The following is a 26,337-nucleotide window of genomic DNA, read 5'->3' as shown; positions in this document are numbered from 1 at the left end:
TAGTATACTTTGATGAGGCTGGAATGACCGGACAGATCGGGACTGCTCTTCATGAGGCCGTACGGCAGGAAATCACACGCCGGGTGCGATCGGCAGAGTACGGTGCGGGTCAGGCTTTGCCTTCCGCTGCGATCCTGGCAGAGGATTTCGGCGTCAGCGCCATTACCATCAAGCGGGCATTGCGCGACCTTCAGTCGGCCGGAATCCTGCGATCGGTGCCTGGATTGGGGACCTTCGTCAGAGAGCAAAGAAGGTTCATTCGTGATCTCGATTTTTCCCTCACCTCCTACGACGATGCCCTTCGACTTGGCCTGAAGCCGTCCATTCACCTCATCTCCTTGACGCGCGAGAAAATACAAGATCCGGCCTTCGATGTGCTCGAGCCGCCGGCCGGCCTGATGCTGTGCGTGCGCAAGGTGATTTTTGCCGACGATACGCCGATCATGTATGACACCTCCTATCTGCCTCGCTCAGTAAGTGACCAGGTGCTTGACGAATTTAGAGAGAAATTCATCAGCGACGTACTGCGCGATCACGGAACTCAGTTCACCAAGACCAAGTTGCTGATCGATGCCGCTCCAGCTTCTGACGAGGCGCAGCAGACCTTCGCGATCCCGAACGGCTATCCGACGCTTCGTCGGCTCTACCGACTGAGCACGAAAGAAAAATCGTTTTCGGTGTTCGGCGTAACGGAATCTCCGTTCGACCGGTTGGCTTGCGTGGTCGAACTCGACGCTGACCACAAGCCCCCGAGACGAAGAAAATAGCCCCCTCGAGTCTCCGCTGAACCCGAGGACACTAGGAATCAGGAGCAGATAAGCATGCTTCCAGTAATGCCATCACCCGATGTGCCGGTGGTTGAGCTGACCAGGCGCCTTGCTGCAGTCCGACGCGAGATGGCAGCCGGGGACATTGACGTCCTGGTGCTCACCGACCAGAAGAACGTGGAATATTTTACCGACTACAGGACGCTGTCCTGGGGCTATCATTCGCGCCCGTTGTTCGTCTTGATCGACCATCAGGATATTCGCGTCATTTCCAACAAGGTCGAAACCAGAAACCTTGAGTCGCGACAAAGAGCCTTCTCGATTGTCTACTACGCAGGCTATCTCGCCGAAGGCGCACGCGCCATCGTCGACGAAGTCCGCGCTCGCGATCCGGGCGCCTCCGCAACTGCCGCGATCGACTATGGGCAGGATATGTCGGGTCGCGGGTCGTTGGAGATCGTCGATGGTTTGAGAGCGCGGGGGCACAGGCTGGTGAGCGCGACGGCTTTGCTGTGGCGAACGCGCATGATCAAGTCGCCGTTCGAGGCAGAGCTCAAACGCATCTCGTTCGAGATCGTCAATGCAGCTTTTGATTATGCCGTTTCGCAGGCGCGTCTTGGCATTACCGAGGTCGAACTCTGTCGCCAGATCCAGACCCGCATCATCATGAACGGGGCCGAACGAGCCGATCCGATCGCTATGACGTTCTGCAGGGGTGAGTTCAACTACGGCCGTCCGCCAGGTCCTCATCCCTTGCAGGCTGGCCAGTACGTGTGGACGGATTTTCGATCTACCTATGGCGGCTACCCAGCAGATAGAAACCGCATCGCCCGAGGCGGCGCGCCTGATAATTGGGAGATCGAGGCCTACCAACGAACACGGTCGCTGACGGCGACACTCGCTAATGGGGTCAAGGCCGGGATGACCTGCGGCGATGTTTTCGGCGCGTTCGAAGAGCTTTGGGACGATGCTGGCCTGCCTCCCGCCTATGGGATGGTATCCCGCATTGGACACGGTGGGGGGCTCGATGTCACGGAGCCTCCGTCTATCTCCAAAGGCAATCCAGAAGTCATAAGACCTGGCATGATCTTGCATTTGGAACCCAAGCTGGAGATCGACGGCGCTGTCTTCCAGTTCGAGGAGGTCATCTTTGTCGGTGAGCAGGGCATCGAGTTTTTGAGTGAGCTCTCTCCAGAGCAATTGCCAGTCATCACCTGAGCTGAACTGGCTGTGCCTGCCGGTGTCACGGACAGAAAGGCAACTGCATGCCGAGGAGGTTGCTGTGGTCGTTGGGCACCCACGTGAACCAAAGGGATGAAAGCCGGATGTTTCGGAAACCCGGCAACTGGTTCAATGAGGAGGTGGGCGAAGCGAAGAGCCGAGCAGCCTGCCGAAACGCGAGCGACGCCATGAAGCCACTGATCGTCATATGCTCGGATGACGCCGAATTCTATCTGATCCTCAGCCACGTTCTTGCGGTGGATGGCTTCACCAGTGCGCTGGCCAGCAACGTGAACGAAATGCTGGAGCTTGCCACCGAACTGGCCGTCCATGCCTTGCTGCTAGATTGTCAACCCGACAACCAGATGGCAGAGAGCTGCGGCCGGCTCAGACAGGATGCCAGGACAAGCGCCCTGCCCGTGGTTGCCTTGATTGCGCCTGGCGCAGAGAGCCAACATATCGCGCTGCTGAAGTCGGGTATCGACGAAGCTTTTGTCAGGCCGCTGGCGCCAGCCAAGCTGCTGGATTATCTGCGCTCCAGGCTCGGCGTCGACCGTCACTCCGGATCGCGACTGGAGACCGCCCTGTCGCTAAACCATGGCGACATCGAAATGCAGATCGATTCCCACCACGTGCGTTGCAACGGCAGGGAAATCGAGTTGGGGCCGATCGAGTTCAAGCTGCTGCGTCATATGCTCGAAAACCCAGGGAAGGTGCTCAGCCGTGAAGAGCTGATTGGGGCTGCTTGGCCCAACAATGTCCATGTCGGCCCGCGCACTGTCGACGTTCATATCAGCCGGCTGCGAAGATCGATCAAGCTGTCATCCCACCGTGATGTGATCCGGACAGTCAGACTTGGTGGATACGCATTGCAAGATCGAACGGCTTAAGCGCATTTTGGAATGCCTGTCATGGCTCTGTCGGCCCTTTCTGGGCAGAATTCCATGACAGCCACTATGCGACAGGCCGTTCATGCGGCACCTCTCGCCGGGGGCGGCGGTCCCGGGCCGCGTTGCGCCGCTCCTTCGGCGCCCCGTTTACCGGTCTTGAGGTCACGAACGTGCTGCGGCGGCGAAATGAAGGCCGTTGCATGTTCGGACATTTCGCGGCCTCCACTTTGTGCGCCCTTCTTTCTTTTTGCAGCTGCGCGGCGCCTGATCGGCAACACGCTGCCAATAGCGCACAAGCTCATCCTGGCGAGACTGCATCGGGCAGCAGTTGCAAAATGTTCTCCGGGGACGCCATGGTCCCTGTTCGCCACCCGTCGCCGCAAGGACGCCGGCGGGTTTGCCGGAAATCGGTACGAGATCTTCGCGCTGACTCTTGAACACGGCCTCGCGCAATATGCCGCGATCAGTCACGCCGCTGAATTGCACCTCGGCCAGAACGTCCGGCCGTACCCACGTGGCTTTCGGTTTATTGACAGGGTCCGACAATGGCGATTTGCCGATGACCAGCGGATCGAGCGCCGGCTGTGCTGAGGTACACGGTGTCGGGACGAAGGTCTTCCAGGGCGGCGAGGCTCATCGCGTCAATCGCCGCTTCGGTGACGCAGAGGCGGGACGCCTCGGGTCGGCCGAACCGGAACAGAGCACCTTGGCGCCAGCCGTGGCATGCCGCGCCAATGCGGTCCGCGTTTTCCCAGCCGGTGACGGTTCCGTCCACATCCCTATGCGCGGCCCACATGCTGCCATGCGGCCCCTCGCGCAGGAGACCGGCGGCGGTTGCGGCGCGCAGAATGGGATCGGGAAGATGACGACCGTCTCGCAGGTAGGTAGCACCCCGCCGATCCGCGCCACAGCTTGCGCCGGGCCTGCCAGCGATCCGCTATCGCCATGTCGGCCTCCCGCTCACGGAAGCTGCGCTGCCAGACTGGCTCGGTGGCCACGAAACGGACGAGGTCGGCCACCTGATTCATCGTCTCGACGAAGGGCACGCCCTTGAGATGCTCGAGCAGGCCGAAGACATCGCCCTTGGCGTCCGAGAGCGGGTCGAACCAGCCCTTGCCCTCGTGGATGACAATGATGATCGATGCTTCCCGGCGATATTTCATCGCCTTGCGCATGCTTTCCTTGAGATCGAGGACGAAGCCCGCGTGTTCAAGCACTGCGGCGCAGGGCACCTTGTCCTTCAGCTCTACAAGCTTTGCTTTTTCCATCTTCGTTCGCGCACCTTGTCGCGCTCCCAATTTTCGACTCCGCCCAATATTCTCTGGACAGGCACCGGAGGCCGCGAAGAGCAAGGCAGGCAACGGCGCGGCCGGCGATCCGCATTTATGCCCGGTTTGCACGGGAGCGAAGGCTGCGGCGCGCTTCCCTTGCCGGGCGCAGCGCCCAACCGGCAGCAATTCACCGTCGGCTTCGGCGGCACTCCTCCTCAGCAACCGCTGCACAAAGCGTGTCGATGTCTGTTTCCGCTGCGGCGCGACGCCACCCCAGCGGCCACCTTTGGCCCGGGGCGAGAACCCGCCCTATCTCGCCCTGCCAGTGCTCGCGGGCAGCGCCGCCTTTGGAACAGGCGCGAGCCAGTCGGCCACGACGAGCGTGCCGGCATATTCTGAGTCCCTAATGGAACAAAGGGGGCCAAGACAGATTTGAAAGGGTCCGTTGGCTTTGAAGTGGCGGATGGCTGGGCCCTCCGCGAGGTGCCGGCCGGCCTCCACCAATTAGGGCGCAGGTCACATGACGACAGGATTACAGCTATGAAACGTGTCCCCCTTATTCTGCTCAGTTTGGGTGCCATGATGATGCCCACATCACTGCTCGGTGCTGAACAGTGGGAGGGCTTTGGGATCAAGCATCTCGGATTTGTATTCGATGTTCCTCCGGGGTTTGTGCTTGCCCAGCGCTCCGATCAAGGGGCAGCCTTTGAGGGAAAAAACAACGCGTTTCTCGCAGTCTGGGGGGCGCAACTCGGCAAAGCGAGCTTTCGCACCGAGATTGAGCATCGCATGGCGGTGAACGAGAACGACGGCTGGAAGGTGACCTATAAGCGCGTGACGCCGCAATGGGCCAGCTATTCAGGACTGAAAGACGGTCAGATCCTGTATGTCCGCGCCATCAAAATCTGCGGAGACAGAGCTGCATTGTTTACGGTCACGTATGCTCGCAACGAGAAGGTCCCTTATGATCCGCTTATCGTTCGCATGGTCAAATCACTCAAGGTCCAGAGCTGCTAGGCGGGTGCACGGCGCCAGCCGTTGCGGTGCTGGACGTCGGCGGCTCCGTTCGGTGGTCGGACCCCACAGATCACAGCGAACCATCGTTTGCCCGTCCCAAACTGCGCAGCATCGACTTCTCGGCCGCTCCTGAAGCTCCAGCGGATCGGCTATGCGCGCCATGCGGCATCAAGCGATGCCGACGAGGGGCGCTGTGCCGGCCTTCTCTGAAGAAAGGAGCAGCCGTAGGAGCGTCACCCAAGGGGCGGCGGTGCAGGCGCGACGCGGGACCGAATGCAACGACGAGACCGGTTAAGAGAGTAGCCCAAACAGCGTCAGCATAGCGCCGCCGGGGGCGGGACGCGGGGCAGACTCCCGCGAGGAGCGCGGTATGGATTGCTGGAAAGCTGCGCTGCGCTTTGGTCTGACATCCAGCCGCTGCGTACGGCAGCTTCTGGGAACTCGCCCCGGCTGGGCTTCGCTTCCTAGGCAGAGGCGCGCTCTGATACGACCCCGAGAAGGTCTTGGAGCTCCCCCTTGGGCAGTGGCCTGGACAGCAGAAAGCCTTGTAGCTGGTCACAGCCGAGTTTGCGCAGATAATCGCATTGGCTCTCCGTCTCAACGCCTTCGGCAGTGGTACTAAGTCCGGTCGCATGGGCTAAGTTGATAATCGCCTGAACGATCGCCTCGTCACCATTGGAGCGGCCAAAGCCCTGCACGAAGCTGCGGTCGATCTTGATCCTGTCGACTTCCAACGTTTGCAGCCTTCCCAGAGAGGAGAATCCAGTGCCGAAATCGTCAAGTGCAAAGCGCACCCCGATGCTGCGCAGAGCCTCAATGTTGTTTCGGCATTCGGTCCTGCGCTCCGAGAGCGCGCTTTCGGTAACTTCGATTTCGAGCCGCCGCGGATCCATGTGCGTCTCCAACAAGATACTCGTCACCCTCATGGCGAAACTGGGATTGTTCAGCTGCAAGGCTGACACATTTACCGCCAAGGTCTCGATGGGCCAGACCACCGCGTCAAGGCACGCCTGTCGGAGAACGAGTTCGCCAAGCGGTTCAATTAGCCCTGTTTCTTCCGACAGCGGTATAAACAAGTCTGGCGCAACCCAGCCCCGCTCCAGATCAGACCAGCGGGCCAGGGCTTCGACACCCGTCATCCTGTTTGTGTCGGCGGCGTATAGCGGCTGATAGTGGACCTGGATCTGGCCTGGCATCTCCAGCGCTTTGCGCAGGTCCTGTTCGAGGCCCTTACGCATGGCCAGCGTCAGGTCCATCTCGTGCCCAAAGAAGGCGTAGCTACTGCGGCCGCCGGCTTTAGCATGATAGAGTGCCACGTCGGCTTTCCGCACCAACTCGACCGCGTCCAACCCGTCCTTGGGTGCAACCGCCACCCCGACACTCACGCCGACAAAGACCTGCACCCCGGCGACTTCGAACGGCCGACGGGCAGACTCGATCAAACGCTCGCACAGCGTCCTGACCTCATCCTCGCCTGCGAGCGAACGCTTGATGATGATGAATTCATCGCCACCCAGACGCGCCACTGTGTCTGCTTCAGTCGTCAGCCGCCTTAGCCGGTCCGCGAACTCCCTAAGCAGCTCGTCACCGGCAGGATGGCCGAAGCTGTCATTAACCTGCTTGAACCGATCGAGGTCGAGGTAAAGGATCGCCAGTTGCTCGTCTGTCGATGGCAGGCGCGCCAACGCATCGGCCAGACGCTCGTTGAACTGACCGCGATTGGGCAGCGCCGTAAGCAGATCGTTATGAGCGAGGTGGTAGATCCGATCCTCAGTCTCGATCAGCTTCAACGTCCGCCTACGAAAGGCAATCAGGGCCACGATAACGCCCGCCAGCACCAAGCCGAACAAGGCGCCCAGAACTGGAACCAGTTGAAAGAGGACAAATGCTCCGGGCCGGTAGGGCCGCCACACGAAGAAGCCGATAGGGCCAGATCGGTCGACAACGGGATAGGAAGCCTCTCCGGAAGCAACCTTGTCGGCCCAGGAGAACCGCGCGTCATCGAGCAGATAGTCTTGGCGCAAAGAAGTAAGAAGACTGCCATCGAGATACCGAACGGCTACATGCAGGAATTCCTGACCTGGTATTTGTGCGATGTGGCCACTGTCGGAAACCACAGGCTTGATGCTGACGACTGCGGGGTGACCGGCGATAACGGCCATATCGGAAGCGCCTATGGTGAGCACCTGTCCCGTGACACCCTCGGTATCTCCCCGTTTCAGCCTGGCTCTGAGAGTCTGAACGAGAGGTGCGGTGGTCGCCTGTATGGAACGGTAGCTGCCGGGGTCAACGATCGAACCGTCGGAGAACGCATAGACAGGCGCATTGTTCGCATCGAGAATATAAACCTCGTCATGGCCAAAGTAGGTGTGCATCCAGCTGCCGAGATTGGTATCGAGCCATTTCGCATCGCCGCTGCGCAACGCGTTAACGGCGTCGTCCCAAACCGTGACGCTCTCCTGGTCGTGCGCTACTGCGCTCTCCAGCTTGGATATGATCAGTCCAACCAGGCTTCTCTGCCGTGCAGCGGCAACGCGGTCAGTCTGGATCGTGGACCAAAGCAGTAACCCGGCGGTGATCATTGCGATGAGCAGTGTCAGCCCGATGACGGGCAGAGCCGTTCTCAGCAGGAAGAGACGACGGGTTGGTTCGGCAAAATGTCGACGCAGTTTCATGAGACCGCTATAGTCGACGAAGACTTCTGGACCGTTAAAAGGCCTGCGCTTCAAGCGCAGCTGCGCGAGGTTGCCAAGCGGCTTGGGGTTCGCGGGCGCTGCATTGCGGCACCCAGACCCACCGAAAAGCTGCGGGTCGAATCCGTGCGAGGATCAAGGAAGGGCGAGCTCAAGAGGGCCTAAGATCGTGCTGGACGACCTTCGACTGAGAAACCTGGCGCAGGCCCCTTCCGGACTGCCTTTATAGAAGGTTTCAGGGCGAAGCATGCAGATCCGCGCATGTCGAGCCGGATGGGGGGCATTGGGCTGTTGGTGTTCCCCGCGGCGTATCGAGCTGCCTACGGCGCCCTCCCCTTGAGGCTTAAGTCTTAGGCCTGCAAGCCTGTAGCCCGGTAATATCGCCGCAACGGTCCTACCCTCGCTTTTCGGGGCTCAAGCGGGAATATCTGCGCCTCCTGTGCGTTTCCTCGATGTACAAGAGGAGGCGATCTATCATGCAGAAATTGAGCTTCACCCGAGTCGCGCTGCTGGCTCTGCGGGCTTCAGCCGCATTGTTTGTGGTTATTGCGCCCTATCAGCTCAGCTTTGTCGGCTCGGGCAAACTCCAGCCGGCCGCCGCCTATGCCAAGAGCGAGGGCGGTGGTGGTGGTGACGGCCATGGCGGCGACTCCGGATCTGGCGGCGACGGAGACCACGACGGCAACTCAGGGTCCGGCGGCAGCTCAGGGCCCGGTGGCGGCGACGATGGCGCAGGCGGCGACGACAACGGTCATCATGGGCAGGAGCATGTGAATGCTGCAGGCGACAAGGTTGAAGTCTCGGATGACAAAACTGAAGTCACTCATCCCGATGGCACCAAGGAAGAGATCGAAAATGGCCGTCTCGAAGTGAAGGACGCGACAGGGCGGACGATCGTGGAGCGGGCTGCAACACCTCAGGATATCGCGCGGCTGCGATCGCTGTAAGGACACGAGCCGGCCTGCACCAACCGCACATCATGCCCCCTCGGCCGGACGGCGGAGGTGGCTTTCCTGCATCGCACTCGGCCTGAGTCCGTCACGCGCGCTTCACGCAATCGGGACTGCGCAAGTGGCAACCGTTCAAAAGGCTATTTGCGCAAATAGCTTTTGGCGCCGCTATCCGTCGTACAGAAGTGGCCGCCGCGCGGACCTGTGCAACAGTGGCCTGATCTGCAAGAGCATTCGGTCGGGTGGAGGCTCGGTTTCATGTCAACGTCTTCGCCGCCCAATAACCCCACAGCTTGGCCAGATCCGGCACCATGTCCTGCGGAACAACCTTTCTTGCTGGCGCTTACCGAACCATCGTTGCAGATGAACGTGCTGCCTTGGCAGCGTGAAATGCCGCCTTTGCGACCGCTGCACGGCGGCTAGGGATGGTGGGGTCAGAATTGCCGCTAAGCAAATCCCAGCCAGATACCAGCCAACCGCCTCAAATGCCGCCCTCGCACCACATACTGGCGGTGTCACTGTTGATCCGCCACCGGTGCGTAGCGCATTAACGTCCTGCGGATCTGACTACGCCGTCATCAATAGTTGCCGTTATAGTAACGATCATCGCAAGGCGCGGTGTAAATTCGGCCGTAGCGATCCTGGTAGCGGCAGAGCTGATCCTCGCGACGTTGCGGGGTGGTTGCGGAGCCGACGACTGCTCCGAGTAGCGCGCCGCCGGCCGCGCCAATCACGGTGCTCTTGGTGTTTCCGCCAATGGCCTGGCCGACCAGGGCGCCGCCGGCGCCGCCGAGCAGAGCGCCAGTGGTCGCCCGCTGCTGGCCTTCCGTCTGCGTTTCGCAGCCTGCCAGGGCCGCCGTCATCAGGACTGCCAAAACCGCTTTCTTGAGTATCATCTGAGGAACCTCCTTGAGGCCGCGTGGGCCGATCGCGCCAAGTGCTGCGGCATTGCGGCGGAACCGCGGCAGGCTCTCTCACGATGTGAGACATGGTTTCTCGCTGGTTGAAGGCTTCATGGCGTGCTGCGAAGGCTGCTCCTGCTACGAGGCGCGTGCCTCTCCGTTAGGCACTTACCTCTGCGGCGCAAAAGTCCAAAAATCCGCGTGAAAATAAAAGCTCCGCTACGAGACCTGTAGCCCCCGGCATATCTCTCCTGTAATCAATAGCGCTGGCCACCCCGGCTTCCTTGCCCATTCACCCTTCCTTCACCATATCAGCGCATGCTTATAAGCGGACATGCTGATGTAGCTCGTACATGTCAAAGGCCCCGGTGCGGACCCAAGCGCCGGGGCTTTTCTTACGGCTGGATAGCGCCTGACTCGGCGGCTGCCGGTCGGCTTCACCACTATGATTAGCGCTCACTAATATGCTATAGGCAAATGGTGAGGGGCTAGTTCCATGAGACAGTTCCTAAGACACATTGCATTGGCGTGGCTTGTGCTGCCCGGCGATGCGGGCGCCCATGATTGGTATACGGGCAAGACTGATCCCGTTCTTCACTATGACTGCTGCGGGGGCAAGGATTGCCACCCAATCAATTCCAATGATGTCAGGATGACGAAGGACGGCTATTTCGTCAGGATGCCGCGCCCGGCTTACTTGAATGAGTCCCAGGAACCGGAGTGGTTTATCCCCCGAGAACGCGTCCAGACTTCGCCTGATGATCAATACCATATCTGCGAGCGATTGATGACGTTTTACCGGACGATCATTCCTCACTTGAAGTTTGAGGCTTATTACCGGTTCAGATGGACGTGCTTCTTCGCGCCGCCGGGGACCGGTTCAATCCAGTCAGATTGAACCCGGCAAGGGCAGTTGGCATCGTTGAAACGCCAATTCGCCGGTGTGCAACCGGTTTCGAAACACAATGGAGCAGTATGGAACTCTGGCCCTGAGCTTGTCGCGGCACGCGGATATCTCAAGGAGCTGACTAAAAAATGCGCCCGCCGCTCGATTTCGCGCGGAAATTCCCCGTAGGCCCCTTTCAGAATTTTAAGGCGACCGAGCTTAAACAACCAGATGGTTAGCCGCGTCGTTGACGTGGTGGCGCAGACAGTGTTCCAGGCCGGCGCCGATCCGGCCATTTTCCCAACAGCGGCGTTGCATCGTTCTCAATTGCCGAAGTGCCTTTAATTGGGATCAGTGACGGCTCTTCAGTCTTGCGCTTACGTCCAATTTTCAGGGCTTCGATTTCGTCATCACGCCTTGCGATCCGGCTTTCCAAGTTTGCGATGCGCTCTGTCAAAAAGTAGCGGCCAACGATGAACCCTCCGCCTCCAAAAAGAACTGCGAAAGTCATGAAGGCTATAGGGTTGGCGATCACCAGAGCCGCATTGGTCTGGAAGAAGGTGATCAGATCGCGCATTTTGAACGTCCTCTTAGTTCCGGGGAAGTCTGTGGATTTCCAATCTCACCGGGCCACCTCGATCGCAATTCGTGCAGAGAAGCGCCCGCTCAACGGTAGTGAATAGCGCGTCCTTCCCGTATCGCCCGATCAGCGCAGCCGGCTTCACCTCGGCGTGATGAGAGCAAGTTTTGCACCACGCCCGCAGCTTGTGCCATTCGCGTAAGTCCCCGAGGGAGACGTCCAGACCGGCATGAATGCTTCCGTCGACAATTGCCTGTGGCGGGATATTCACCTCCCCAGGCGTCAAGATTTTTTCCATGACATGCCGGCTGTTGTAGTGGATCAGCAGCATGCCGGGTCGACGGCGAATTGCAGCCTGCCAGGCGGCTTGGCTGACTGTCGCATCCGGGGACGTTGAAATCGTTTCGAGACGGGTCTTTTCCTCCCTGTCCCAGACTTCGATGCGGAAATTGTCCTCGGCCGTATTCGCCATCAGGTCCGTCCCCTGTGCCAGCCGCGAGAGAAGCCGTTGGAAACTGCCGCGCGCGACAGCGCGAGCTCACGCTCGAGTTCAGTGTTCCTGGATAGAACGTGCAGCAGTGCGACTACGCAATCGCAGCCCGCCGCAGCGATGGCCTGCTGCATCGCGGTTTCCAACTCCGACATAGCTTCGCCGCCCGGCCCGTTCTGGCGCGTTCTCATAACCTTGCTCATATGTCTTTCAGGAATAAGGAATATATTCCTGCCTCGTCAAGGCCGCTCTTGACTTTTTGTTCTTATTTCGTTCACTGTTGACCAGATTAGCCGCGGGAGGCGAGTTATGAGGCTTCAGCTGGAAATCAAAGGCGCTTCGCCGGAAGAGAAGCAACGCGGCATCGAAGCGGCTAAGGCTGTCCTTGCCGTAGCGGGAATATCCGCGGAAGAGGCAGCGGATGGGATGGCCGCGCTTGAAAACTGGGACGATTCCAGCTTTGACGACGATGAGGCACCCACGGACGACGAGGATGTAGCGGCGGCGATCTGGATGGACGCCAACAAGGCGGCAATCATGGCGTGCTGCGCTGACTGGCCCAGTGATGCGATGCCGGAGACCTATCAATTCCTTGAATTGGTGGATTGATGTCCGACCACGGCCGACCTTCCCAGAAAAAGCCGAAACTCATCGTTGTCGTGGCCTTCGACCGAGGCGAAGATGGCGAACTGTTCACGGCCTATGGCCCGACTGATCAGCAAAGCGAGGAGCGCGCGATCAGGATGGCCAAGGCGCTCGCTTCGACGCATGTCGGCGTGATCGCGTGGAGCCGAGATGCCGACCCTGCATTAGGCGATTACGGTCCGCCCACAACGCTGTTCGTCAGTGGCGATGTCCCAGACATGGAATAGGCGCCGCCGTGTCACGCGCTTTCGGGCCGCACCGTCTCCACGGAGAGCGCCCCGGCCGAAAGCGGCCGCAAGAGTTCGGCCTCGGGCTTCGTAAGATCGAGCCAAGCCCGCCAATTTTCTGGCTTGAGCACAATCACCTGGCGATTGTGATATGGCGCAACGTCCGGCCCGGGATCGGTCGTGAGCATCGTAAAGGTCGAAGGCTTGTTGCCGGCGCCCTCACGCCATAAGCCGGCAATCGCCATAAACGGAGCGCCGTTGAGCGTGAACCGATGTTTGGCCTTTGGATACTTGGTGCCAGTGAATTCGAAGAACGCAGACGCCGGAACCAGGCATCGATTGCTGTTTGCGAATTGCCTGCCTTCCGAGCGGAAGTTGAACACCGGTCCGCCTTTCGGTCCGGATGGTGGGAACCCGAACGTCATCGATGCCAATTCTATGACGTCGCCGGCGGCACGCATAATTGGAGCGGGGTCGTTGATGCGAATGTCGTCTGCCTGGGGTAGATTGAGTTCCGTCTGATGGTTCGGGATCTTCAATGCCAGCGAGGCCATCATCCGGCAATATTCGGCCCACAGGACGTGCTGCTCATAGTCATTGCACATGGGAGGTCCTTCGGCGTTCTTGCAGGAACAGAACGGAGACCTGGACACTTGACAGCGCCAGCATTGCTACGCCGACTTTTGGGTCTTGGCTTTGGCGCCGCCCTTGATGCCTTCCTTGGCCAGGCTCTTGCGAAGAACCGAGGCCAGGTCGACAACATTCTCTTTTGGTGCCGGCACCGGCTTGGGCGGCGCCTTGCCTTTGCGCTTGGCATCGATCATGGCGATTAACGCGTCCTCGTATGTGTCTTCGAATTTTGACGGGTCGAACGTGGTGACTTTCTTGTCGATCAACAGGGCGGCTATCTCAAGAAGGTCTTCGTCGTATTTGTGGTTTTTCAAGCCATCAAACACGGTCTTTTCCGACGTCATCTCATTGTGAGCGCGCAATTCGGTCAGCAGCATCCCTTTCTGGAATGGTTGGATCAGCACCTCGCGCCCGCGCTGGTAGAGCACCACGCAAGAGCGCGCAGCCACGCGCTTGTTCGCCATCGCGTCGCGAAGAACGCAAAAGGCTTCGAGGGAGGCGCCGTCCGCCGGGATCAGGTAATAGGGCTTTTCCAGATATCGGGTGTCGATGTCTTCGATCGCGACAAATGAATCCACCTCGAGAGTGTGGGCCGATGTCAGCTTGAGTTTCTTGATCTCGTCAGGCTCGACCTTGATGAAATGGTCCTTGTCCACCTCATAACCTTTGACCTGGTCCTCACTCTCGACGACATCGCCGGTCTCTTCATCCACATAGGCACTTTTGACGGGCAGGCCATCTTCACGATTCAAAATCTTGAAATGGATTTTGGAGGCCTCGCTGGTCGCACCGACAATCTTCACGCCGCACGACACCGACCCGACCTTCAGGAAGCCCTTCCAAACCGCTCGTGGTGCCGCCATGACCTTGCTCCTTGTCTGCCGCGAATAAAGAACACACGAGGTCGTCACCCGTTCCGTCGGAGTATCCTGGCGGGCGCAGCTACTGGGTCGCCCCATCGGTCTGATTGGCGTTGCCCATCACCGGGAGATGCTGCGCGCCAGTAGCCGACCTCGTGCAGATTTGCCCGCTTCCACGGCATTGCCGATGACGCGGTCACCGGCTCGGCCAACCCTCATTCGTTGACTCAGCTTGGGCCAAAGCGTAAGCCGACGTTCCCGCCCACGTCCAGGGCGCATCGCTGACCACAAGGTTTGAAAAAATGGACGATAAATACGCCAACGCGCGCGAGCATTTTTTCGCAGCAGTTCGTACGCTGGCCGCCTCCTCCGACCCCATACAAACAAGATTGATAGAGGCAAACCTGAACGTATTGCACGTCACTCTCGATGAATTCGACGGTGACCGGGAGCTCAAGCTCAAGTTTGCCAGGATATTGGACCTACTGGCCGCCGACCAGGACAACATGGAAACGGTCGCCATCGAGACGACCGCTCACATGACGGACTTTGAAGCTGTGAAGGTCGCGGATTTGATCTGCGATTTTTACTACGAACTAACATAGCGTTCCGAGACCGATTTCCCCGGGCGGCTCAAGGGTGCGTTGGTTTTCCATCCGCCAGGCAATTCAGCATTGGAGGGCGGCGCTTCGCGACGCCCATTGATCCGAGCTCCGGATCGTACTCCGTTCTGGGTATCGACCTGGATGGCCTAGGCAGTCGCGGTGGACGGGACCGCGCGTTCCTGGAAGGAGGCGACGAACAGGCCCGGTTCGATCGCGCAAGCCACGATCAAAGCTACCAAGGGCAGTCGGTTCAGGAAGACAAGGGCCGCGTTGCATATCTAGCAGCCCTGCCACTTGCACCCGCCGGCACACCACTAATCACTTCACGTGGTTGGCGGCCGGTCAGCACATGCTCGTTCGGATCGATGGGCCCAGCTTCGACGACCCGGAAGCGGCCGCGCTGCGCCATGCGTATGTTCATCCGAACACGGTGCTGGCTGGGGTCCATTTCGGCTGGACCCGCCTGTCCCTCGCTTATCCGGGCAAGTCTAGCAAATCCTGCGATCGCTGAACCTCTTCGCGCAGCCAGTCGCCAAAGCCGCGCGGCCCAGGACGCCGGTCGCCTTCGCGGGCCAAAAGAAGTACCAATCAGGCCCTTTCAAAACAGTGGCTAGAGGCGCAACGAGTCGTCCGTCCTCTAGCAGCCCCCGAAAGAGCGTCGGCGAAAGCAACGCCACGCCAAGGCCGCCCACCGCCGGGTCGGCGATAAGTTCGAAGATCGAGTAATCGACGGCGGCAAAGCGCAAGCCGCTCGGCATTGTGCTGTCGGCGCGTGCGAACCACTTTGCCCAATCGGGATGCGGCAACAGATCGAAATCCGCCAGATCTCCCGGTGCTGCGATGGTCCGCGAACTAAGCAGATTGGGGGCAGCCATAGGCGTCCGTCGACAGGCAAAAGCGGATATTCATCGAGCCCGTCCCATCCGCCCCGTTCCGTCCGGATAGCAACATCGAAGGCCGTCGGATCACGGACGTCCGAGGAAATGTCCAGCTGTATGGAAGCGCCGCCCGCGGCTCGATAGCTCGACAGTCGCGGCGCCAGCCACCGGGATGCAAATGTCGGCGGCGCCGTCACCCGGAGCGGGGTCGTCCTTACTTGAAAAGCGTCGAGAGCATTGTTGAGATGGTCCAGCGCCTGCCGCACCTCGCAAGCCAGCGTCACGGCCGCAGCGGTGGGCACAACCCTACGCCCCTCGCGCGTGAACAAAGGTTGGCCGAGTTCAGCTTCAAGGCTGCGGATGCGAAGGCTGACGGCAGCGGGCGTCAGCGCCAGGCGATGAGCCGCACCGGCAAAACTGCCGAAGCTGACGCACATTTCGAAGATTCGGAGCGCTTCAACAGAAGGCCGAATGATTAGTTTTTTCCTTGTCATATGGGCAAGGAATGCGCGTTTTGCCGCTGCGGTGCTTCGGTGCACAGTCCTTCTTCTCACAACAATAAGCTATACCTTGTCGCCGCAATCGAGTCCTGCACCGCTGACAGTCGGGCGATCGACGTCTTTGCCGACACATCCCTGGCCGGCATAGCGCCGCTGACCGACCCGAAGGCGCATGGGCTCGATGAGTCGATCGCTTTCGATCTGGTCGTTCCATCGTTGCCGGGGTTCGGGTTCTCGAGCCCAATGACGTCGCCCGGCTGGGACAGCGCAAGGACGGCCAAAGCTTGGGACACCCTGATGAAAGGGCTTGGTTACGAGCGCTACGGCGCGCATGGCGGCGACGCCGGCGCCCTCGTCGGGCGTGAGCTCGGGATTCTGGCACCGGAGGGCCTCGTCGGAACACATCTTCTTCAGATCTTTGCGTTTCCCTCGGGGAAACCAGGCGAAATGGAGAAGCTGTCACCCTTCGAGATGGAAGGAATGGCAAACCTCGCCAATTTCGAAAAGTACGCTGGATACCAGCCCATCCAGTCGAAACGCCCCGGAACCCTTGCATTCGCCCTCATCGACTCGCCGGTCGGCCAACTGGCCTGGAATGGGAATTGTGGTTCGGCTTCTAAGGTGCAGGTGCAGACCATGTGGATCGCCAACGCTATCTGACCACCAACTCCATCTACTGGTTCACCGCCACAAGCGGATCGGCCGCGAACATTTACTATGAGGACACGCAGACCGGGGCAGGATATCGGGAGCTGAATAATCCGACACCCACAGGCGTGGCCGTGTTCCCTGAGGACTTCCGATCTGTTCGCAGCTTCGCCGCGCGCTCCAACAACATCGTCCATTGGACCGAGATGCCCCGCGGCGACCACTTCGCCGCCTCGGAGGCGCCCGACCTGCTGGTGGATGATTTGCGCAAGTTGTTCGGCAAGCTGATCGCCGGCTAGATCGATCCACTTCCTCCCCAACGGACGCAGCACATTGTCGAGCGAAGGGCTAGTTTGGTGCAATAACGATGCCGCTAGGCGACCAAGCGATGTAGCTAAGGTGCGACAACTGGGCTGTAAGAGCATCGGCAGCAGACCCGCCAAGCGCAAGCGGCTCGCCCATGAAGCGCGTTGCGGCGCATCATGGCTTGCATTTGAGTGCTGGCCGCCCGCAGTCGCGAGCAAATGGCAGACCAACCATTGATGCGCTTTTGGATCGGAGTGGACGACGGGTCGCTGCCCTTGCCGAGCATGTCGAACTGCTTCTGGATGCAAATACCGAGGCCACGGCGTTTTCGAGGGCCATCGATAGGCTGCTTGGTCCGGGTCGATTTTGCGCTCGCGGATGCGCCGCGCCGAGGCCGGTTTGTTGATGGTCAATGTTGCGATTCCTGTGTGAAAGCTGACGGCGATGTGCGGATGTTCAGCCGTGGCCATTGCCAATCTCGGCAGACGGCGCACTGTCGCTAGCATGGTGGCTGGGCACGTTGAAATGGTCCTGTTTGAGCAATCGATCGCCGACAGCGATGGCTTACAGCGACCGTTTTCCGACAGGGTGGCCGATGCTGCGGATAAAACGGCGGGATCTGTTTTGTTCGATGTCCGCATCGACGGGGACGCCAATATTCAGCGGATGGCCGCAATAGGGTACGGTGAAGCGGATGCGGCTATAGTCGTGCTTGAGAAGAGCGGCCGCCTTAGGTGCGCGTCAGTAAATGGCGACGCTTCTCCTTTCGTTGCGGAACTGGCTGCCTGGGAATCGTCTCCGTTGAGCGAGCATGTGCGCGCCGAGTACCGCGGCACCGCAATGATCCTGCTATCGAAACTTCGCAGTTCGGGACATTTCAACTAGTCAGCGATTCGGGACGCCCCCAGCCACGGGGCGCGGGTGCACTGCGTGGTAAATGTTGTTTGATTTTGCTAGGCAGCAGTGCAGCTTGGTGTCGAAGTCAGAGGCAATTACAGATGAGGGCAATTCGTCCCAGCTTCGCCGAAGGTCACTGCCCTTAGTTGTCCACACTGCGGGCGCATTAGCAAAGCAGTTTTGGCTAGTCGCCTCCGCAGCGAGATCGATAAGGACGAGACTCCAGACATCTGGACAAACAGATGGCAGAAGATAAAATTGGATGCCTCTGATCCAGAGCAGAAGCGCACAATTAAGGCGCGTCTTAGCCGGTTGTCGTCAGGACCGTTCCTTGAGCGAACGCAACTACCAACCATTTGACGTCAGAAATTTTCACTTATCAGGCGTTACACTGCAACCATATTTCCATATGAATATGACAGGCTGTTGGCAGGCTTCGAGTGATGCGCCCGATCCCAATCCGGATCTTCACCCGGACCGGACCAACTTGACGAGGCAGGTCTTGTTCTAGATACGCCTCCAAGAAATGGCCGCACTGTTGCGCAGGCAGTCCAACACCGTTGCGTTCACTTGCGGGAAAAAGGCAAAAACATCGACGCCGACATAGCAGCGCTCGTCAAGAAGGGATTGGACAAGCGCCCAGAAGGCTCTCGACGTCGTTCGAGTGATGGGCAACAACGCAGTGCTCAGGTCAGATTGATCTTAAGGACGATCGCGCCGCCCTACGCATGATGTCGGGTCCACTTCCAAATGAGCGCCGGCGCCAGGAGCGCGCTGGTTGACAATGTTGGTTGGACGGCGCCAAGTCTCCAAGCTGCGACGGGGACTAGGCCATTGCTACACACCGTGTTGACCTCTGTGGCAGGCGCTTCATTCCAGCGGAGGAGCCGGAAATGGCGTTCACAGTGATCTGGTACGGACGGCAGGGCGTTTTTGACAAGGTGACCTTTGACGCTGAAAAGACGGCCAAAGATCACGCAATCGCCATGTTCGAGACCCGAAGGGTTGACGACGGCGTCGTATGCGTTGAAGTTCGCAAGGACAGCGGTACTGTCGTCTTCAGCCACGCCGAGAACTAGTCAGTAGGAGGCCGCTTCCGTGCCCGAACATAGGCAAGTTCCCGCTTTATGAAAGGTTGATTGCGACATTGCGCAGGAGCGCAACCGATTTTCGCATACCTTCCATCGGGGTCAGCATCATGTCCTCGTGCTCGATTGACAAGACATCGTCGTAGCCAACCTGCTTGAGCGCGGTACAGAACTGCCGCCACCAAGTCTCACCATGACCGTATCCGAGTGTGATGTAATTCCAGGCCCGTTCGGCATAGAGGTTTGGTGGGCGCGGATCGAGCGTGCCGTCGATGGCCGCGGTGATTGGCTCGATCCGGGTATCTTTGGCGTGCACATAGTAAATGGCCGAGCCGAGCGCTCGAATGGCGGCAATCGGATCCGCCCCCATCCACAGCGGATGACTGGGGTCATAGTTGGCGCCGACCGTTTCACCGACCGCGTCACGAAGCTTGAACAATGTCTGGACATTGTACACGGCCTGATGCCCATGCAGTTCCAGGCACAGTTTGTGGATGCCGAGGTTGTTTGAAAACGCGACGAGGTCGCGCCAGTAGGGAATTATCCGCTCTTCCCACTGATAGCGCTGGATCTTGAGGCATTCCGGCGGCCAATCGGTGATGATCCAGTTCGGGTTAGCGTCACCTGGTCCGCCCGGCAGGCCCGACATCATGACTACACGATCGATCTCCATCAGGCTGGCCAGCCGAATGGTGTCCTGTGTGACGCTATGATGGACCTTCCCCTTCGGCCCCGGGTGCAGTGGATTGCCCGAGCAATTGAGCGCTGCAATGGTCAGCCCGTGATCCCGGATCTTGGCAACGAATTCCTTGCGCGTGGCGGCGTTCGCCAGCATGGCCTGCAGGTCGATATGGGGCGCCGACGACCAGTTGCCGCAGGCAAACTCCAGTGTCTGAAGTCCAAGCTCGGTCGAGGCGCGCAGCATCTCGTCGAATGAGAGGTCGCCGAGGCTGTCCGTAATCATCCCGATCTTCATCTGGAAGCTCCTCGTTTCGATGCACTAAAACCTGACGGTCTCGAACCTGCCCGACTTGGCGGAGGCAAGCGCTGCCTCGCACAGGATCATCGCTTTGCGGCCGTCGCTTGCTGTGACGTCGGGCCGTCGCCCTGTCTCCACGCAGATGATGAAATGATCGATCTCGGCAGCGTAGGACTCGGCATAGCGCTCAACGAAGAAGTAGTAGGGCTTGTCGCGCGATATCGCCTTTGCGCCTGATAGTTCGACCGATGTCGGGACCCTGTTGCCGGCCCGCAGCATCCCATCCGCGCCATGCACCTCGATGCGCTGGTCGTAGCCGTAGGCGGCCCTGACGCTGTTGTTGATGTGACATTGCCGGCCGGACGCGGTGCGCAGCACGAACATCGCGGTATCGTAGTCCCCCAGCTTGGCATATTGCGCCGCGACAAGTGACGACCCGGTCGCGAAGAGCTCCACCGGCTCCTCGCCCAACAGGTTTCGTGCCATGTCGAAGTCGTGGATGGTCATCTCCCGGAAGACGCCCCCTCCCCCGGCCAGCGCTTCCTCGGTTTCCGGTTCCGGATCCCGGCTGGTGATGATGACCTGTTCAACGGCGCCGATCTCGCCTTGCGCAAGGCGCGCCTTCAGCGCCCGAAAACTCGGGTCGAACCGACGGTTGAATCCGATCTGAAAGGGCACACCTGCCTTCTCGACAGCCGCCAGACATTGATCCGTGCGCTTGAGATCAAGATCGATCGGCTTTTCACAGAAGATCGCCTTGCCCTTGGCGGCCGCGGCCATGGCCAGGTCCGCATGCGTTCTCGTTGCCGAAGCGATGAACACCATGCGGATCGACGGGTCGTTCATCGCGGTCTGAGTGTCGGCGATCTCGGCTCCCGTCAGGGTCGCGGCCTTCGATGCGGCCTCGGTGTTTGGATCGACGATATAGCGCAGGCGGACCCGGGGATGGCGCGCCAAGTTGGCTGCATGCACCTGGCCGATAAGGCCCGCTCCGAATAGACAGACATCTATCATGCGCCTGATTTCCTTGAAAGGCCGCGTGGTGTCGCGCGGCCTTGAGCGTGGCCGGGACGGCGACTTGATTGAGGTGAGTGGCTGCCCAGCCGGGTCGTCATTTGACGGCTCCCATGGTCAGCCCGCGAACCAGATGGCGCTGCACCAGAAGCGCGAAGAAGACGATCGGCAGCGCGCCGATGACGCCGGCCGCCGACATCGAGGCCCAGTCGGTGTCGATGCGGCCGATCAGCGTGGCGGTGCCGCGCGGCATCGTCATCGCCCGCGGTGTGGCCGTCAGCGCCAGCGCGAACAGGAATTCGTTGAAAGTGACAAGCACGGCAAAGATGGCGGTCGCCGCGAGGCCGGGTGCTGCCAGCGGCAGGGTGATGCGCCGGAACGCACCGAAACGGGAATCGCCATCGACCATGGCGGCTTCCTCGAGATCCACAGGGATTTCCCGAAAGAAGCTCTCCATCATCCAGACGCAGAAGGTGATGTTGAAGGCGGTGTAGGTGGCGATCAAACCCAACCAGCTGTCGAGCAGGCCGAGCTTGAGCATCAGTAGATAAACCGGGATCAGGATGACGACCGGGGGCACGATGCGCAGCGTCAGCAGGAACAGGCCGACCTTGCGCTCCATCACGAAAGGCAGGCGAAAGCGGGCGATCGCATAGGCGCCCATGGCGCCGACGACCAGGGCAATCACCACGGAGAAGAACGTCACCACCAGCGAGTTGGTCAGATAGGCGCCGAACTGCTTTTCGGTGAACAGCCTGATATAATTGTCCAGTGTCGGAACGTGCGGATAGAGCGTGCCTTCCTGGGTGATCTCGCGATTGGACTTCAGCGAGGTCGAGACAAGCCAGTAGATGGGCAAGAGCACGACGGCCAGCACCGCGCTCATTACCCCGATGCGGGCCAGAGGACTGTTCATGATGCGTCGACCCTGCGCAAAAGCCGCACGGCGCTAAAGGCCAGGGCAAGCACAACGAGACCGATGGTGACGAAAAGTGCTGCCGCATAGCCCGTCTGCTGGAACTTGAAGGCAGTGTCGTAGCCATAAATCGAGACCAGCCGCGTCGCCTCGCCCGGTCCGCCCCGGGTGAGCACGAACACCTGGTCGAACGTGCCGAAGGCGTCGATCGTTCGAAGCACAATGGCTATCGCCAGCACGGGCCGCATCATCGGAAAGGTCAGGTCGGCAAACACCCGCCAGTTGCCGGCGCCGTCGACGCGGGCAGCCTCGAAGGGTTCGTGCGGCAGCGACTGCAGGCCGGCCAGCAGGATCAGGAACATCAGCGGCGTCCATTCCCAGACATCGAGAACGACGAGGCCGATGAAGGCCTTGACGGGGCTGCCGAGGATCTGCACCTGGCCGCCACCCATCCACTCGAAGATTGCCGTCAGCATGCCGGCATCGCTGGCATAAATCAGTCGGAAGACGATGGCGACCACGACCGGCGTGATCACCATCGGAATGATCAGTATGGTTCTCAGCAGTCGGATGCCGCGAAATTCGCGCAGGCAGAACAGCGCCAGGGCAAAGCCCAGGATTGCCTCGAAGGTGACCGAGAGGGCGACGAATTTCACCGTCACCCACAGCGCGTTCAGAAACTGCGGATCGCTCCACAGCTGGATGTAGTTCTGCATTCCGACATCGGCGACGACCGAGCCGTAGCGATAGGCCTTGGTGCTGGCGCGCAGACCGTCCCACAAGGGATAGACGAGCACGCCAAGCACGATCAGCAGGCCTGGCGCCAGCATGAGATAAGGGAGGGCGAGGTCGAGCCCCGCCCCCTGCAGACGGTATTTGCGGCTCTGCGTCCCGCCGTTTGCCATCAATAGTAGCCGACCGAAGACAGGTATTCCTTGACCTGCTTGGCGGCATTGTCCAATGCGGCCCCGCCACCCGAGCCAGCCTGCAGCGCCTTGTTGAGCTCGATGCCGAGCAGTTCCTCGACCTTGGCCCAGTCTGGGGTGCGCGGCCTCGGCAGCGCGCCAGCGTCGAGCTGCTGCAGAGCAACCGGGATCAGGCGGTTGCCGGGCTTGGCAATGCCGAAGGCGCTGCGCTTGACCGGAATGGAGCCTGCTTCCGACAGCTTGGCCTGGATATCGGCGCTGACATACCATTTCAGGAACTCGACCGAGTTGGCTTTGTTGGGTGCCGATTTCGGAATGCCGGCAATAAAGATGCCCATCTGGGCTATCGCCGAAGTCTGCTTCGGCACGACGCCGAAATCGAGCTTGCCCGCCACTTTGGTCTGTGTGGGATCGTCGGCCTTTAGTGCATTGCCGGAATACTGGATGATCGCGCCGGCTTCGCCGCCGAGGATCGCCGCACCTTCCTGATCCGAGTCGAACTCGACGACGCCGTTCGGCGCGTTCTGCTTCATGGTGCCGACGAAGAATTCGGCGGAGGCCTTGCCTTCGGCGGAATTGAAGACCGGGTTCCATTTGTCGTCAAAGAAGGATCCGCCAAACGACAGGAAGACCGGATACCAACTGGTCACGATCGGATTTCCGGAAACGCCGCGGAACACGACCGGATATTTGATCTTGCCCGCCGCCACGCCTTCCTTGCCCTTGGCGATGACCTCGTCCCAGGTTTTCGGCGCACCGCTCGTGTAGACATCGTTGCGGTAGGTCAGGGTCTGCAGATCGCCGACGAACGGCACGCAGATCAGCGTCGGCGTGGCGGTTTCGAAGCCTTTCACGCGTGCGCCCTTCTGCGGCGGCCAATAGCCCATGTCAATCATCGAGCCGATCCAATCCTTGTCACCGCCATCGATGCCGGCCGCTCCAAGATCCTCGAGCACATTGGCGGCGCCGAACTGCGGCACCCATGGATCGTCGAGAAGGTAGAGGTCGTACTGGCCGGCGCTGTTCTTGGCGTCGGCGAACCACTTCTCCAGCGTCACGCCATATTCATCCTCGAGGAATTCGATGTCGAATCCGGCGTCCTTGGCCAGTGGGATGATCTTCTGTTTGAACGGCGTCAGGCCGCCATCGGCGAAAGCGCCGATGATCACCTTCTTGCCGGCCGCCCTGGCCGGGACAGGCAGGCCGAGTGCGGTAAGGGCGCTGCTGGCAAGCGCCAAACCAAGTCCTCCCTTGAGTACGGAGCGGCGAGTAAGTCTGCTGGACTGCGTCATTTCACTCTCCATCACTGTTGACCCTGTGGACGGCCGTGAGGCCGGCCGAATTGAAGAAGCATGCGTTCGACACATCAAAAGTGACCGCGATATTGGCGCCCACCGCGCCCCTGAAGTCGCGGCCAGCGCGGACCGAGACATTGCCGCCGCCGATGCGAACATTGACCAACGTCTCGTTGCCCATCGGTTCGACAACATAAATTTCACCAGGCAGCGCGTTGGGCGCGCCCGGTGCCGAAACGCTCATGTCTTCCGGCCGCAGCCCGATCTCGACCACTTGCGCCACACGGCATGCCGCCAGTCGGGCAGCGGGGATCGAAACCAGCGTTCCACCGATCGCGATGCCTTGTTCGGCAAGCGCGACCGGAAGGATGTTCATCGGCGGACTGCCGACGAAGGTGGCCACGAAACGGTTGGCTGGGCGATCGTAGATATCGCCCGGCGGCGCCATCTGCTGCAGCTCACCGGCGTGCATCACCGCGACGAAGTCCGCCATGGTCAAAGCCTCGACCTGGTCGTGGGTGACATAGAGGGTGGTTGCGCCGAGCCGCTGACAAAGCCGCTTGATCTCGCCGCGCATGGTCAGGCGCAACCTTGCGTCCAGGTTCGACAGCGGCTCGTCCATGAGGAAGGCCGCCGGATCGCGGACGATGGCACGCGCAAGCGCCACGCGTTGCCTCTGGCCGCCCGAGAGCTGGCCCGGCCGGCGATCGAGCAGATGGCTGATTTCGAGGACCGCGGCGACCTCGGCGATCTTGGTGCGGCGCTCGCCGTCAGGCATGCTGCGTATCCACAAGGGATAGCCGATGTTCTCGCCAACCGTCATCTGGGGGTAGAGCGCATAGCTCTGGAAGACCATGGCGATGTCGCGGTCGCGCGGCTGCAGCCGGGTGACCTCACGCTCCCCGATGAAGAGCTTGCCGGCGCTCGGCATGTCGAGACCGGCCAGGATGCGCAACGCCGTCGTCTTGCCGCAACCCGAAGGACCGAGGAGGGCCAGGAACATGTGGTCGGGGACAGCAAGGTCTAGCGAGCGCAAGACGTTCAGCGCGCCGTAGTTCTTGACCACACCTTGGTACAGGACAGAACTCATTGCCGCTCCCCAGCGCCCCGAAGGTATCAGCTCTCCCGTTCCTTGACCTCGAAACCGGCCTTGAGGGCCAGGTCGCGCAAGTTGCGATAGCCCATCGTCGCATAAGTAAGCGGGTGGGCCTTGCCCGGATCCTGTTCGGCCTCGACCACCAGCCAGCCGGCATAGCCAGTGTCGGCCAGCACCCGCAAAAGCGTCAAATAGTCAATGGACCCATCTCCTGGCACGGTGAAGATGCCTTCCATCACCGCGCCCATGAAGCTCATATCCAGGGCGCGAGCGCGCTTCAGCACATCCGGTCGCACATCCTTGCAGTGCACGTGGACGACGCGGCCGACATGACGCTGCAGCAACGTCTCGGGATCGCCGCCGGAAAACAGGCAGTGGCCGGTGTCATAGAGGAGGCCAACGGCTTGCCCTGAACCGCCCATCAGCCTGCCGATCTCGTGATCCGTCTCGACGATGGTTCCCATGTGATGGTGAAACGCCATGCCGACGCCGAAATCTGCAAACCGTTCGGCCAGTCGCGTTATCTTGTTGCCGTAGGACTTCCACTCGCCGTCGGCAAGCTTGGGACGCTGCGAGATCGGATCGTGAATGGCGCCATGGCGGCCTCGCGACGTATCGGCGTAGACGACGTGCTTGGCGCCGAGGTCGCGCAGCAGCGTCAGATGCGGCAGGATGGCGTCGAACTCCTCTTCGACCTCCTTTTCGCAGATCCGGCCATCGTACCAGCCGGAGACCAGCTTAAGGCCATGGGTTGCGAGAACAGCAGCCAGCACCTTGCTGGCACGCGGGAACTTGCCGCCGAGTTCTGTTCCCGCATAGCCGGCTTCGGCTGTTTCGGAAAGGCAGACCTCGAGTGGCGTATCCCCGCCCAGCTCAGGCACGTCGTCGTTGCTCCATGTGATCGGATTTATGCCTATGCGGACAGCCATCATCGCTCCTCATCGGGTAGGCCATGCCATTGCTGGCGGCGCCTCATCCGAACCAATCAGGTCGGTGAAGGCGTTCCGCTTGTGGTCTGTCTGGCCAGTCGTTCCCTCTTTCTTTTCATTTAAGCGCCGATCTGTCTCCATCGCGAGAGCCAGTTTGACGGGAAGTGAAGGTGCCAGTTTCAATTGGCGCGGCGCTCGCCTAAGCTCGATCCGCTCTCATGCCGGGAGGCT

The 26,337-nt window shown here is 60.2% G+C and carries 29 protein-coding genes and 2 pseudogenes; 13 read left to right on the top strand and 18 right to left on the bottom strand.

The window, feature by feature from the left end; translation table 11 throughout:
- Nucleotides 1-23: 23 nt before the first annotated feature.
- The 3 genes from O7A60_RS24300 (at nt 24) to O7A60_RS24290 (ending at nt 2,878) form a co-directional block, all read left to right on the top strand.
- Complete coding sequence (locus tag O7A60_RS24300) at nt 24-767, top strand: GntR family transcriptional regulator (RefSeq protein WP_051442831.1); 744 nt, start codon at nt 24-26, stop codon at nt 765-767.
- A gap of 54 nt (nt 768-821) precedes the next feature.
- A complete protein-coding gene (locus O7A60_RS24295) occupies nt 822-1,985 on the top strand; it encodes a M24 family metallopeptidase (protein WP_337108332.1) in 1,164 nt (387 codons plus the stop codon).
- A gap of 71 nt (nt 1,986-2,056) precedes the next feature.
- Entirely contained in the window at nt 2,057-2,878 is an 822-nt protein-coding gene (locus O7A60_RS24290) for a response regulator transcription factor (RefSeq protein ID WP_337108331.1), read from the top strand.
- A 261-nt stretch (nt 2,879-3,139) separates the two neighbouring features.
- On the opposite strand, the pseudogene O7A60_RS24285 reads toward O7A60_RS24290, so the two are convergent.
- From O7A60_RS24285 to O7A60_RS24275, 3 genes and pseudogenes are all read right to left on the bottom strand, one after another.
- Nucleotides 3,140-3,454 (bottom strand): annotated as a pseudogene (locus O7A60_RS24285) (ATP dependent DNA ligase); the annotation flags it as partial.
- The gene (locus O7A60_RS24280; protein WP_337108383.1) at nt 3,405-3,725 is read right to left on the bottom strand and encodes a DUF3991 domain-containing protein; all 321 of its coding nucleotides are present in this window, start codon (nt 3,723-3,725) and stop codon (nt 3,405-3,407) included. The gene O7A60_RS24280 and the pseudogene O7A60_RS24285, both read right to left, overlap by 50 nt.
- On the bottom strand, nt 3,658-4,146 hold the full coding sequence (locus O7A60_RS24275) for a hypothetical protein (RefSeq protein WP_337108329.1): 489 nt from the start codon (nt 4,144-4,146) through the stop codon (nt 3,658-3,660). Before O7A60_RS24275 ends, O7A60_RS24280 begins: the two co-directional genes overlap by 68 nt.
- Before the next feature lie 543 nt (nt 4,147-4,689).
- Here O7A60_RS24275 and O7A60_RS24270 point away from each other — a divergent pair.
- Entirely contained in the window at nt 4,690-5,166 is a 477-nt protein-coding gene (locus O7A60_RS24270; protein WP_337108328.1) for a hypothetical protein, read from the top strand.
- A gap of 464 nt (nt 5,167-5,630) precedes the next feature.
- Here O7A60_RS24270 and O7A60_RS24265 read toward each other — a convergent pair whose 3' ends face one another.
- Nucleotides 5,631-7,895 carry a putative bifunctional diguanylate cyclase/phosphodiesterase gene (locus tag O7A60_RS24265; protein ID WP_415926852.1) on the bottom strand — a complete coding sequence of 755 codons (2,265 nt, stop codon included), beginning with the start codon at nt 7,893-7,895 and terminating at the stop codon, nt 5,631-5,633.
- 440 nt (nt 7,896-8,335) lie between these two features.
- On the opposite strand from O7A60_RS24265, the gene O7A60_RS24260 reads away from it, so the two are divergent.
- Nucleotides 8,336-8,806, top strand: coding sequence for a hypothetical protein (locus O7A60_RS24260; protein ID WP_337108327.1), 471 nt, complete (start codon nt 8,336-8,338; stop codon nt 8,804-8,806).
- Between the two features lie 581 nt (nt 8,807-9,387).
- On the opposite strand, the gene O7A60_RS24255 is transcribed toward O7A60_RS24260, so the two are convergent.
- The gene (locus O7A60_RS24255; RefSeq protein ID WP_337108326.1) at nt 9,388-9,705 is read right to left on the bottom strand and encodes a YMGG-like glycine zipper-containing protein; all 318 of its coding nucleotides are present in this window, start codon (nt 9,703-9,705) and stop codon (nt 9,388-9,390) included.
- A 502-nt stretch (nt 9,706-10,207) separates the two neighbouring features.
- Between O7A60_RS24255 and O7A60_RS24250 the strand changes: the two genes are divergently transcribed.
- Nucleotides 10,208-10,609, top strand: coding sequence for a hypothetical protein (locus O7A60_RS24250; RefSeq protein ID WP_337108325.1), 402 nt, complete (start codon nt 10,208-10,210; stop codon nt 10,607-10,609).
- A gap of 223 nt (nt 10,610-10,832) precedes the next feature.
- Here the strand turns inward: O7A60_RS24250 and O7A60_RS24245 are convergent, their stop codons facing one another.
- Nucleotides 10,833-11,174, bottom strand: coding sequence for a hypothetical protein (locus O7A60_RS24245; RefSeq protein WP_337108324.1), 342 nt, complete (start codon nt 11,172-11,174; stop codon nt 10,833-10,835).
- 13 nt (nt 11,175-11,187) lie between these two features.
- Nucleotides 11,188-11,649: a hypothetical protein gene (locus O7A60_RS24240; protein WP_337108323.1), complete on the bottom strand. Its 462-nt coding sequence runs from the start codon at nt 11,647-11,649 to the stop codon at nt 11,188-11,190.
- 327 nt (nt 11,650-11,976) lie between these two features.
- Here O7A60_RS24240 and O7A60_RS24235 point away from each other — a divergent pair, with 327 nt between their 5' ends.
- Complete coding sequence (locus O7A60_RS24235) at nt 11,977-12,276, top strand: hypothetical protein (protein WP_337108322.1); 300 nt, start codon at nt 11,977-11,979, stop codon at nt 12,274-12,276.
- On the top strand, nt 12,276-12,539 hold the full coding sequence (locus O7A60_RS24230) for a hypothetical protein (RefSeq protein WP_337108321.1): 264 nt from the start codon (nt 12,276-12,278) through the stop codon (nt 12,537-12,539). Before O7A60_RS24235 ends, O7A60_RS24230 begins: the two co-directional genes overlap by 1 nt.
- Before the next feature lie 11 nt (nt 12,540-12,550).
- Here the strand turns inward: O7A60_RS24230 and O7A60_RS24225 are convergent, their stop codons facing one another.
- Both O7A60_RS24225 and ku read right to left on the bottom strand, forming a co-directional pair.
- On the bottom strand, nt 12,551-13,144 hold the full coding sequence (locus tag O7A60_RS24225; protein WP_337108320.1) for an SOS response-associated peptidase: 594 nt from the start codon (nt 13,142-13,144) through the stop codon (nt 12,551-12,553).
- A 66-nt stretch (nt 13,145-13,210) separates the two neighbouring features.
- Nucleotides 13,211-14,032, bottom strand: a complete 822-nt coding sequence (gene ku, locus O7A60_RS24220; protein WP_337108319.1) for a non-homologous end joining protein Ku — start codon at nt 14,030-14,032, stop codon at nt 13,211-13,213.
- 299 nt (nt 14,033-14,331) lie between these two features.
- On the opposite strand from ku, the gene O7A60_RS24215 reads away from it, so the two are divergent.
- Nucleotides 14,332-14,634, top strand: a complete 303-nt coding sequence (locus tag O7A60_RS24215; RefSeq protein WP_027146111.1) for a hypothetical protein — start codon at nt 14,332-14,334, stop codon at nt 14,632-14,634.
- 488 nt (nt 14,635-15,122) lie between these two features.
- Here the strand turns inward: O7A60_RS24215 and O7A60_RS32005 are convergent, their stop codons facing one another.
- Both O7A60_RS32005 and O7A60_RS32000 read right to left on the bottom strand, forming a co-directional pair.
- Nucleotides 15,123-15,509, bottom strand: a complete 387-nt coding sequence (locus O7A60_RS32005; protein ID WP_415926851.1) for a LysR substrate-binding domain-containing protein — start codon at nt 15,507-15,509, stop codon at nt 15,123-15,125.
- Between the two features lie 347 nt (nt 15,510-15,856).
- Nucleotides 15,857-15,949: pseudogene (locus O7A60_RS32000) on the bottom strand (LysR family transcriptional regulator); the annotation flags it as partial.
- A gap of 96 nt (nt 15,950-16,045) precedes the next feature.
- On the opposite strand from O7A60_RS32000, the gene O7A60_RS24205 reads away from it, so the two are divergent.
- The 4 genes from O7A60_RS24205 (at nt 16,046) to O7A60_RS24190 (ending at nt 18,942) form a co-directional block, all read left to right on the top strand.
- Nucleotides 16,046-16,672 carry an alpha/beta fold hydrolase gene (locus tag O7A60_RS24205; protein ID WP_337108318.1) on the top strand — a complete coding sequence of 209 codons (627 nt, stop codon included), beginning with the start codon at nt 16,046-16,048 and terminating at the stop codon, nt 16,670-16,672.
- On the top strand, nt 16,651-16,959 hold the full coding sequence (locus O7A60_RS24200) for a hypothetical protein (protein WP_337108317.1): 309 nt from the start codon (nt 16,651-16,653) through the stop codon (nt 16,957-16,959). Before O7A60_RS24205 ends, O7A60_RS24200 begins: the two co-directional genes overlap by 22 nt.
- A 511-nt stretch (nt 16,960-17,470) precedes the next feature.
- Nucleotides 17,471-17,851: a hypothetical protein gene (locus O7A60_RS24195; RefSeq protein ID WP_415926853.1), complete on the top strand. Its 381-nt coding sequence runs from the start codon at nt 17,471-17,473 to the stop codon at nt 17,849-17,851.
- A gap of 905 nt (nt 17,852-18,756) precedes the next feature.
- A complete protein-coding gene (locus O7A60_RS24190; RefSeq protein WP_337108315.1) occupies nt 18,757-18,942 on the top strand; it encodes a hypothetical protein in 186 nt (61 codons plus the stop codon).
- A gap of 46 nt (nt 18,943-18,988) precedes the next feature.
- Here the strand turns inward: O7A60_RS24190 and O7A60_RS24185 are convergent, their stop codons facing one another.
- The 7 genes from O7A60_RS24185 to iolE all read right to left on the bottom strand — a co-directional run bounded on the left by O7A60_RS24185 (nt 18,989) and on the right by iolE (nt 26,106).
- The gene (locus tag O7A60_RS24185; RefSeq protein WP_337108314.1) at nt 18,989-19,927 is read right to left on the bottom strand and encodes a sugar phosphate isomerase/epimerase family protein; all 939 of its coding nucleotides are present in this window, start codon (nt 19,925-19,927) and stop codon (nt 18,989-18,991) included.
- 24 nt (nt 19,928-19,951) lie between these two features.
- On the bottom strand, nt 19,952-20,944 hold the full coding sequence (gene iolG / locus O7A60_RS24180) for an inositol 2-dehydrogenase (RefSeq protein WP_337108313.1): 993 nt from the start codon (nt 20,942-20,944) through the stop codon (nt 19,952-19,954).
- Nucleotides 20,945-21,041: 97 nt separating this feature from the next.
- The gene (locus tag O7A60_RS24175) at nt 21,042-21,860 is read right to left on the bottom strand and encodes a carbohydrate ABC transporter permease (RefSeq protein WP_337108312.1); all 819 of its coding nucleotides are present in this window, start codon (nt 21,858-21,860) and stop codon (nt 21,042-21,044) included.
- Nucleotides 21,857-22,765 (bottom strand): carbohydrate ABC transporter permease, encoded by a 909-nt coding sequence (locus O7A60_RS24170; RefSeq protein WP_337108311.1) that lies wholly within the window; start codon nt 22,763-22,765, stop codon nt 21,857-21,859. The genes O7A60_RS24175 and O7A60_RS24170 overlap by 4 nt, the downstream gene beginning before the upstream one ends.
- Nucleotides 22,765-24,078, bottom strand: a complete 1,314-nt coding sequence (locus O7A60_RS24165; RefSeq protein WP_337108310.1) for an extracellular solute-binding protein — start codon at nt 24,076-24,078, stop codon at nt 22,765-22,767. Before O7A60_RS24165 ends, O7A60_RS24170 begins: the two co-directional genes overlap by 1 nt.
- Nucleotide 24,079: 1 nt before the next feature.
- Nucleotides 24,080-25,171: an ABC transporter ATP-binding protein gene (locus O7A60_RS24160; protein ID WP_337108309.1), complete on the bottom strand. Its 1,092-nt coding sequence runs from the start codon at nt 25,169-25,171 to the stop codon at nt 24,080-24,082.
- Nucleotides 25,172-25,197: 26 nt separating this feature from the next.
- On the bottom strand, nt 25,198-26,106 hold the full coding sequence (gene iolE, locus O7A60_RS24155) for a myo-inosose-2 dehydratase (protein WP_337108308.1): 909 nt from the start codon (nt 26,104-26,106) through the stop codon (nt 25,198-25,200).
- Nucleotides 26,107-26,337 lie beyond the last annotated feature (231 nt).

Source organism: Mesorhizobium salmacidum (SeqCode) (genome assembly GCF_037179605.1).
Taxonomy (GTDB): Bacteria; Pseudomonadota; Alphaproteobacteria; order Rhizobiales; family Rhizobiaceae; genus Mesorhizobium; species Mesorhizobium salmacidum.
This window is presented reverse-complemented; position numbering and strand designations above follow the sequence as displayed.

Coding starts and splice junctions, on each gene's coding strand:
- O7A60_RS24165 (WP_337108310.1), bottom strand. CDS start 24,078: ATGACGCAGTCCAGCAGACTTACTCGCCGCTCCGTACTCAAGGGAGGA.
- O7A60_RS24225 (WP_337108320.1), bottom strand. CDS start 13,144: ATGTGCAATGACTATGAGCAGCACGTCCTGTGGGCCGAATATTGCCGG.
- O7A60_RS24190 (WP_337108315.1), top strand. CDS start 18,757: ATGGCGTTCACAGTGATCTGGTACGGACGGCAGGGCGTTTTTGACAAG.
- O7A60_RS24170 (WP_337108311.1), bottom strand. CDS start 22,765: ATGGCAAACGGCGGGACGCAGAGCCGCAAATACCGTCTGCAGGGGGCG.
- O7A60_RS24250 (WP_337108325.1), top strand. CDS start 10,208: ATGAGACAGTTCCTAAGACACATTGCATTGGCGTGGCTTGTGCTGCCC.
- O7A60_RS24175 (WP_337108312.1), bottom strand. CDS start 21,860: ATGAACAGTCCTCTGGCCCGCATCGGGGTAATGAGCGCGGTGCTGGCC.
- O7A60_RS24260 (WP_337108327.1), top strand. CDS start 8,336: ATGCAGAAATTGAGCTTCACCCGAGTCGCGCTGCTGGCTCTGCGGGCT.
- O7A60_RS24295 (WP_337108332.1), top strand. CDS start 822: ATGCTTCCAGTAATGCCATCACCCGATGTGCCGGTGGTTGAGCTGACC.
- O7A60_RS24185 (WP_337108314.1), bottom strand. CDS start 19,927: ATGAAGATCGGGATGATTACGGACAGCCTCGGCGACCTCTCATTCGAC.
- O7A60_RS32005 (WP_415926851.1), bottom strand. CDS start 15,509: ATGGCTGCCCCCAATCTGCTTAGTTCGCGGACCATCGCAGCACCGGGA.
- iolE (WP_337108308.1), bottom strand. CDS start 26,106: ATGGCTGTCCGCATAGGCATAAATCCGATCACATGGAGCAACGACGAC.
- O7A60_RS24270 (WP_337108328.1), top strand. CDS start 4,690: ATGAAACGTGTCCCCCTTATTCTGCTCAGTTTGGGTGCCATGATGATG.
- O7A60_RS24235 (WP_337108322.1), top strand. CDS start 11,977: ATGAGGCTTCAGCTGGAAATCAAAGGCGCTTCGCCGGAAGAGAAGCAA.
- ku (WP_337108319.1), bottom strand. CDS start 14,032: ATGGCGGCACCACGAGCGGTTTGGAAGGGCTTCCTGAAGGTCGGGTCG.
- O7A60_RS24255 (WP_337108326.1), bottom strand. CDS start 9,705: ATGATACTCAAGAAAGCGGTTTTGGCAGTCCTGATGACGGCGGCCCTG.
- O7A60_RS24215 (WP_027146111.1), top strand. CDS start 14,332: ATGGACGATAAATACGCCAACGCGCGCGAGCATTTTTTCGCAGCAGTT.
- O7A60_RS24230 (WP_337108321.1), top strand. CDS start 12,276: ATGTCCGACCACGGCCGACCTTCCCAGAAAAAGCCGAAACTCATCGTT.
- O7A60_RS24300 (WP_051442831.1), top strand. CDS start 24: ATGACCGGACAGATCGGGACTGCTCTTCATGAGGCCGTACGGCAGGAA.
- iolG (WP_337108313.1), bottom strand. CDS start 20,944: ATGATAGATGTCTGTCTATTCGGAGCGGGCCTTATCGGCCAGGTGCAT.
- O7A60_RS24245 (WP_337108324.1), bottom strand. CDS start 11,174: ATGCGCGATCTGATCACCTTCTTCCAGACCAATGCGGCTCTGGTGATC.
- O7A60_RS24160 (WP_337108309.1), bottom strand. CDS start 25,171: ATGAGTTCTGTCCTGTACCAAGGTGTGGTCAAGAACTACGGCGCGCTG.
- O7A60_RS24195 (WP_415926853.1), top strand. CDS start 17,471: ATGGTGGCTGGGCACGTTGAAATGGTCCTGTTTGAGCAATCGATCGCC.
- O7A60_RS24275 (WP_337108329.1), bottom strand. CDS start 4,146: ATGGAAAAAGCAAAGCTTGTAGAGCTGAAGGACAAGGTGCCCTGCGCC.
- O7A60_RS24240 (WP_337108323.1), bottom strand. CDS start 11,649: ATGGCGAATACGGCCGAGGACAATTTCCGCATCGAAGTCTGGGACAGG.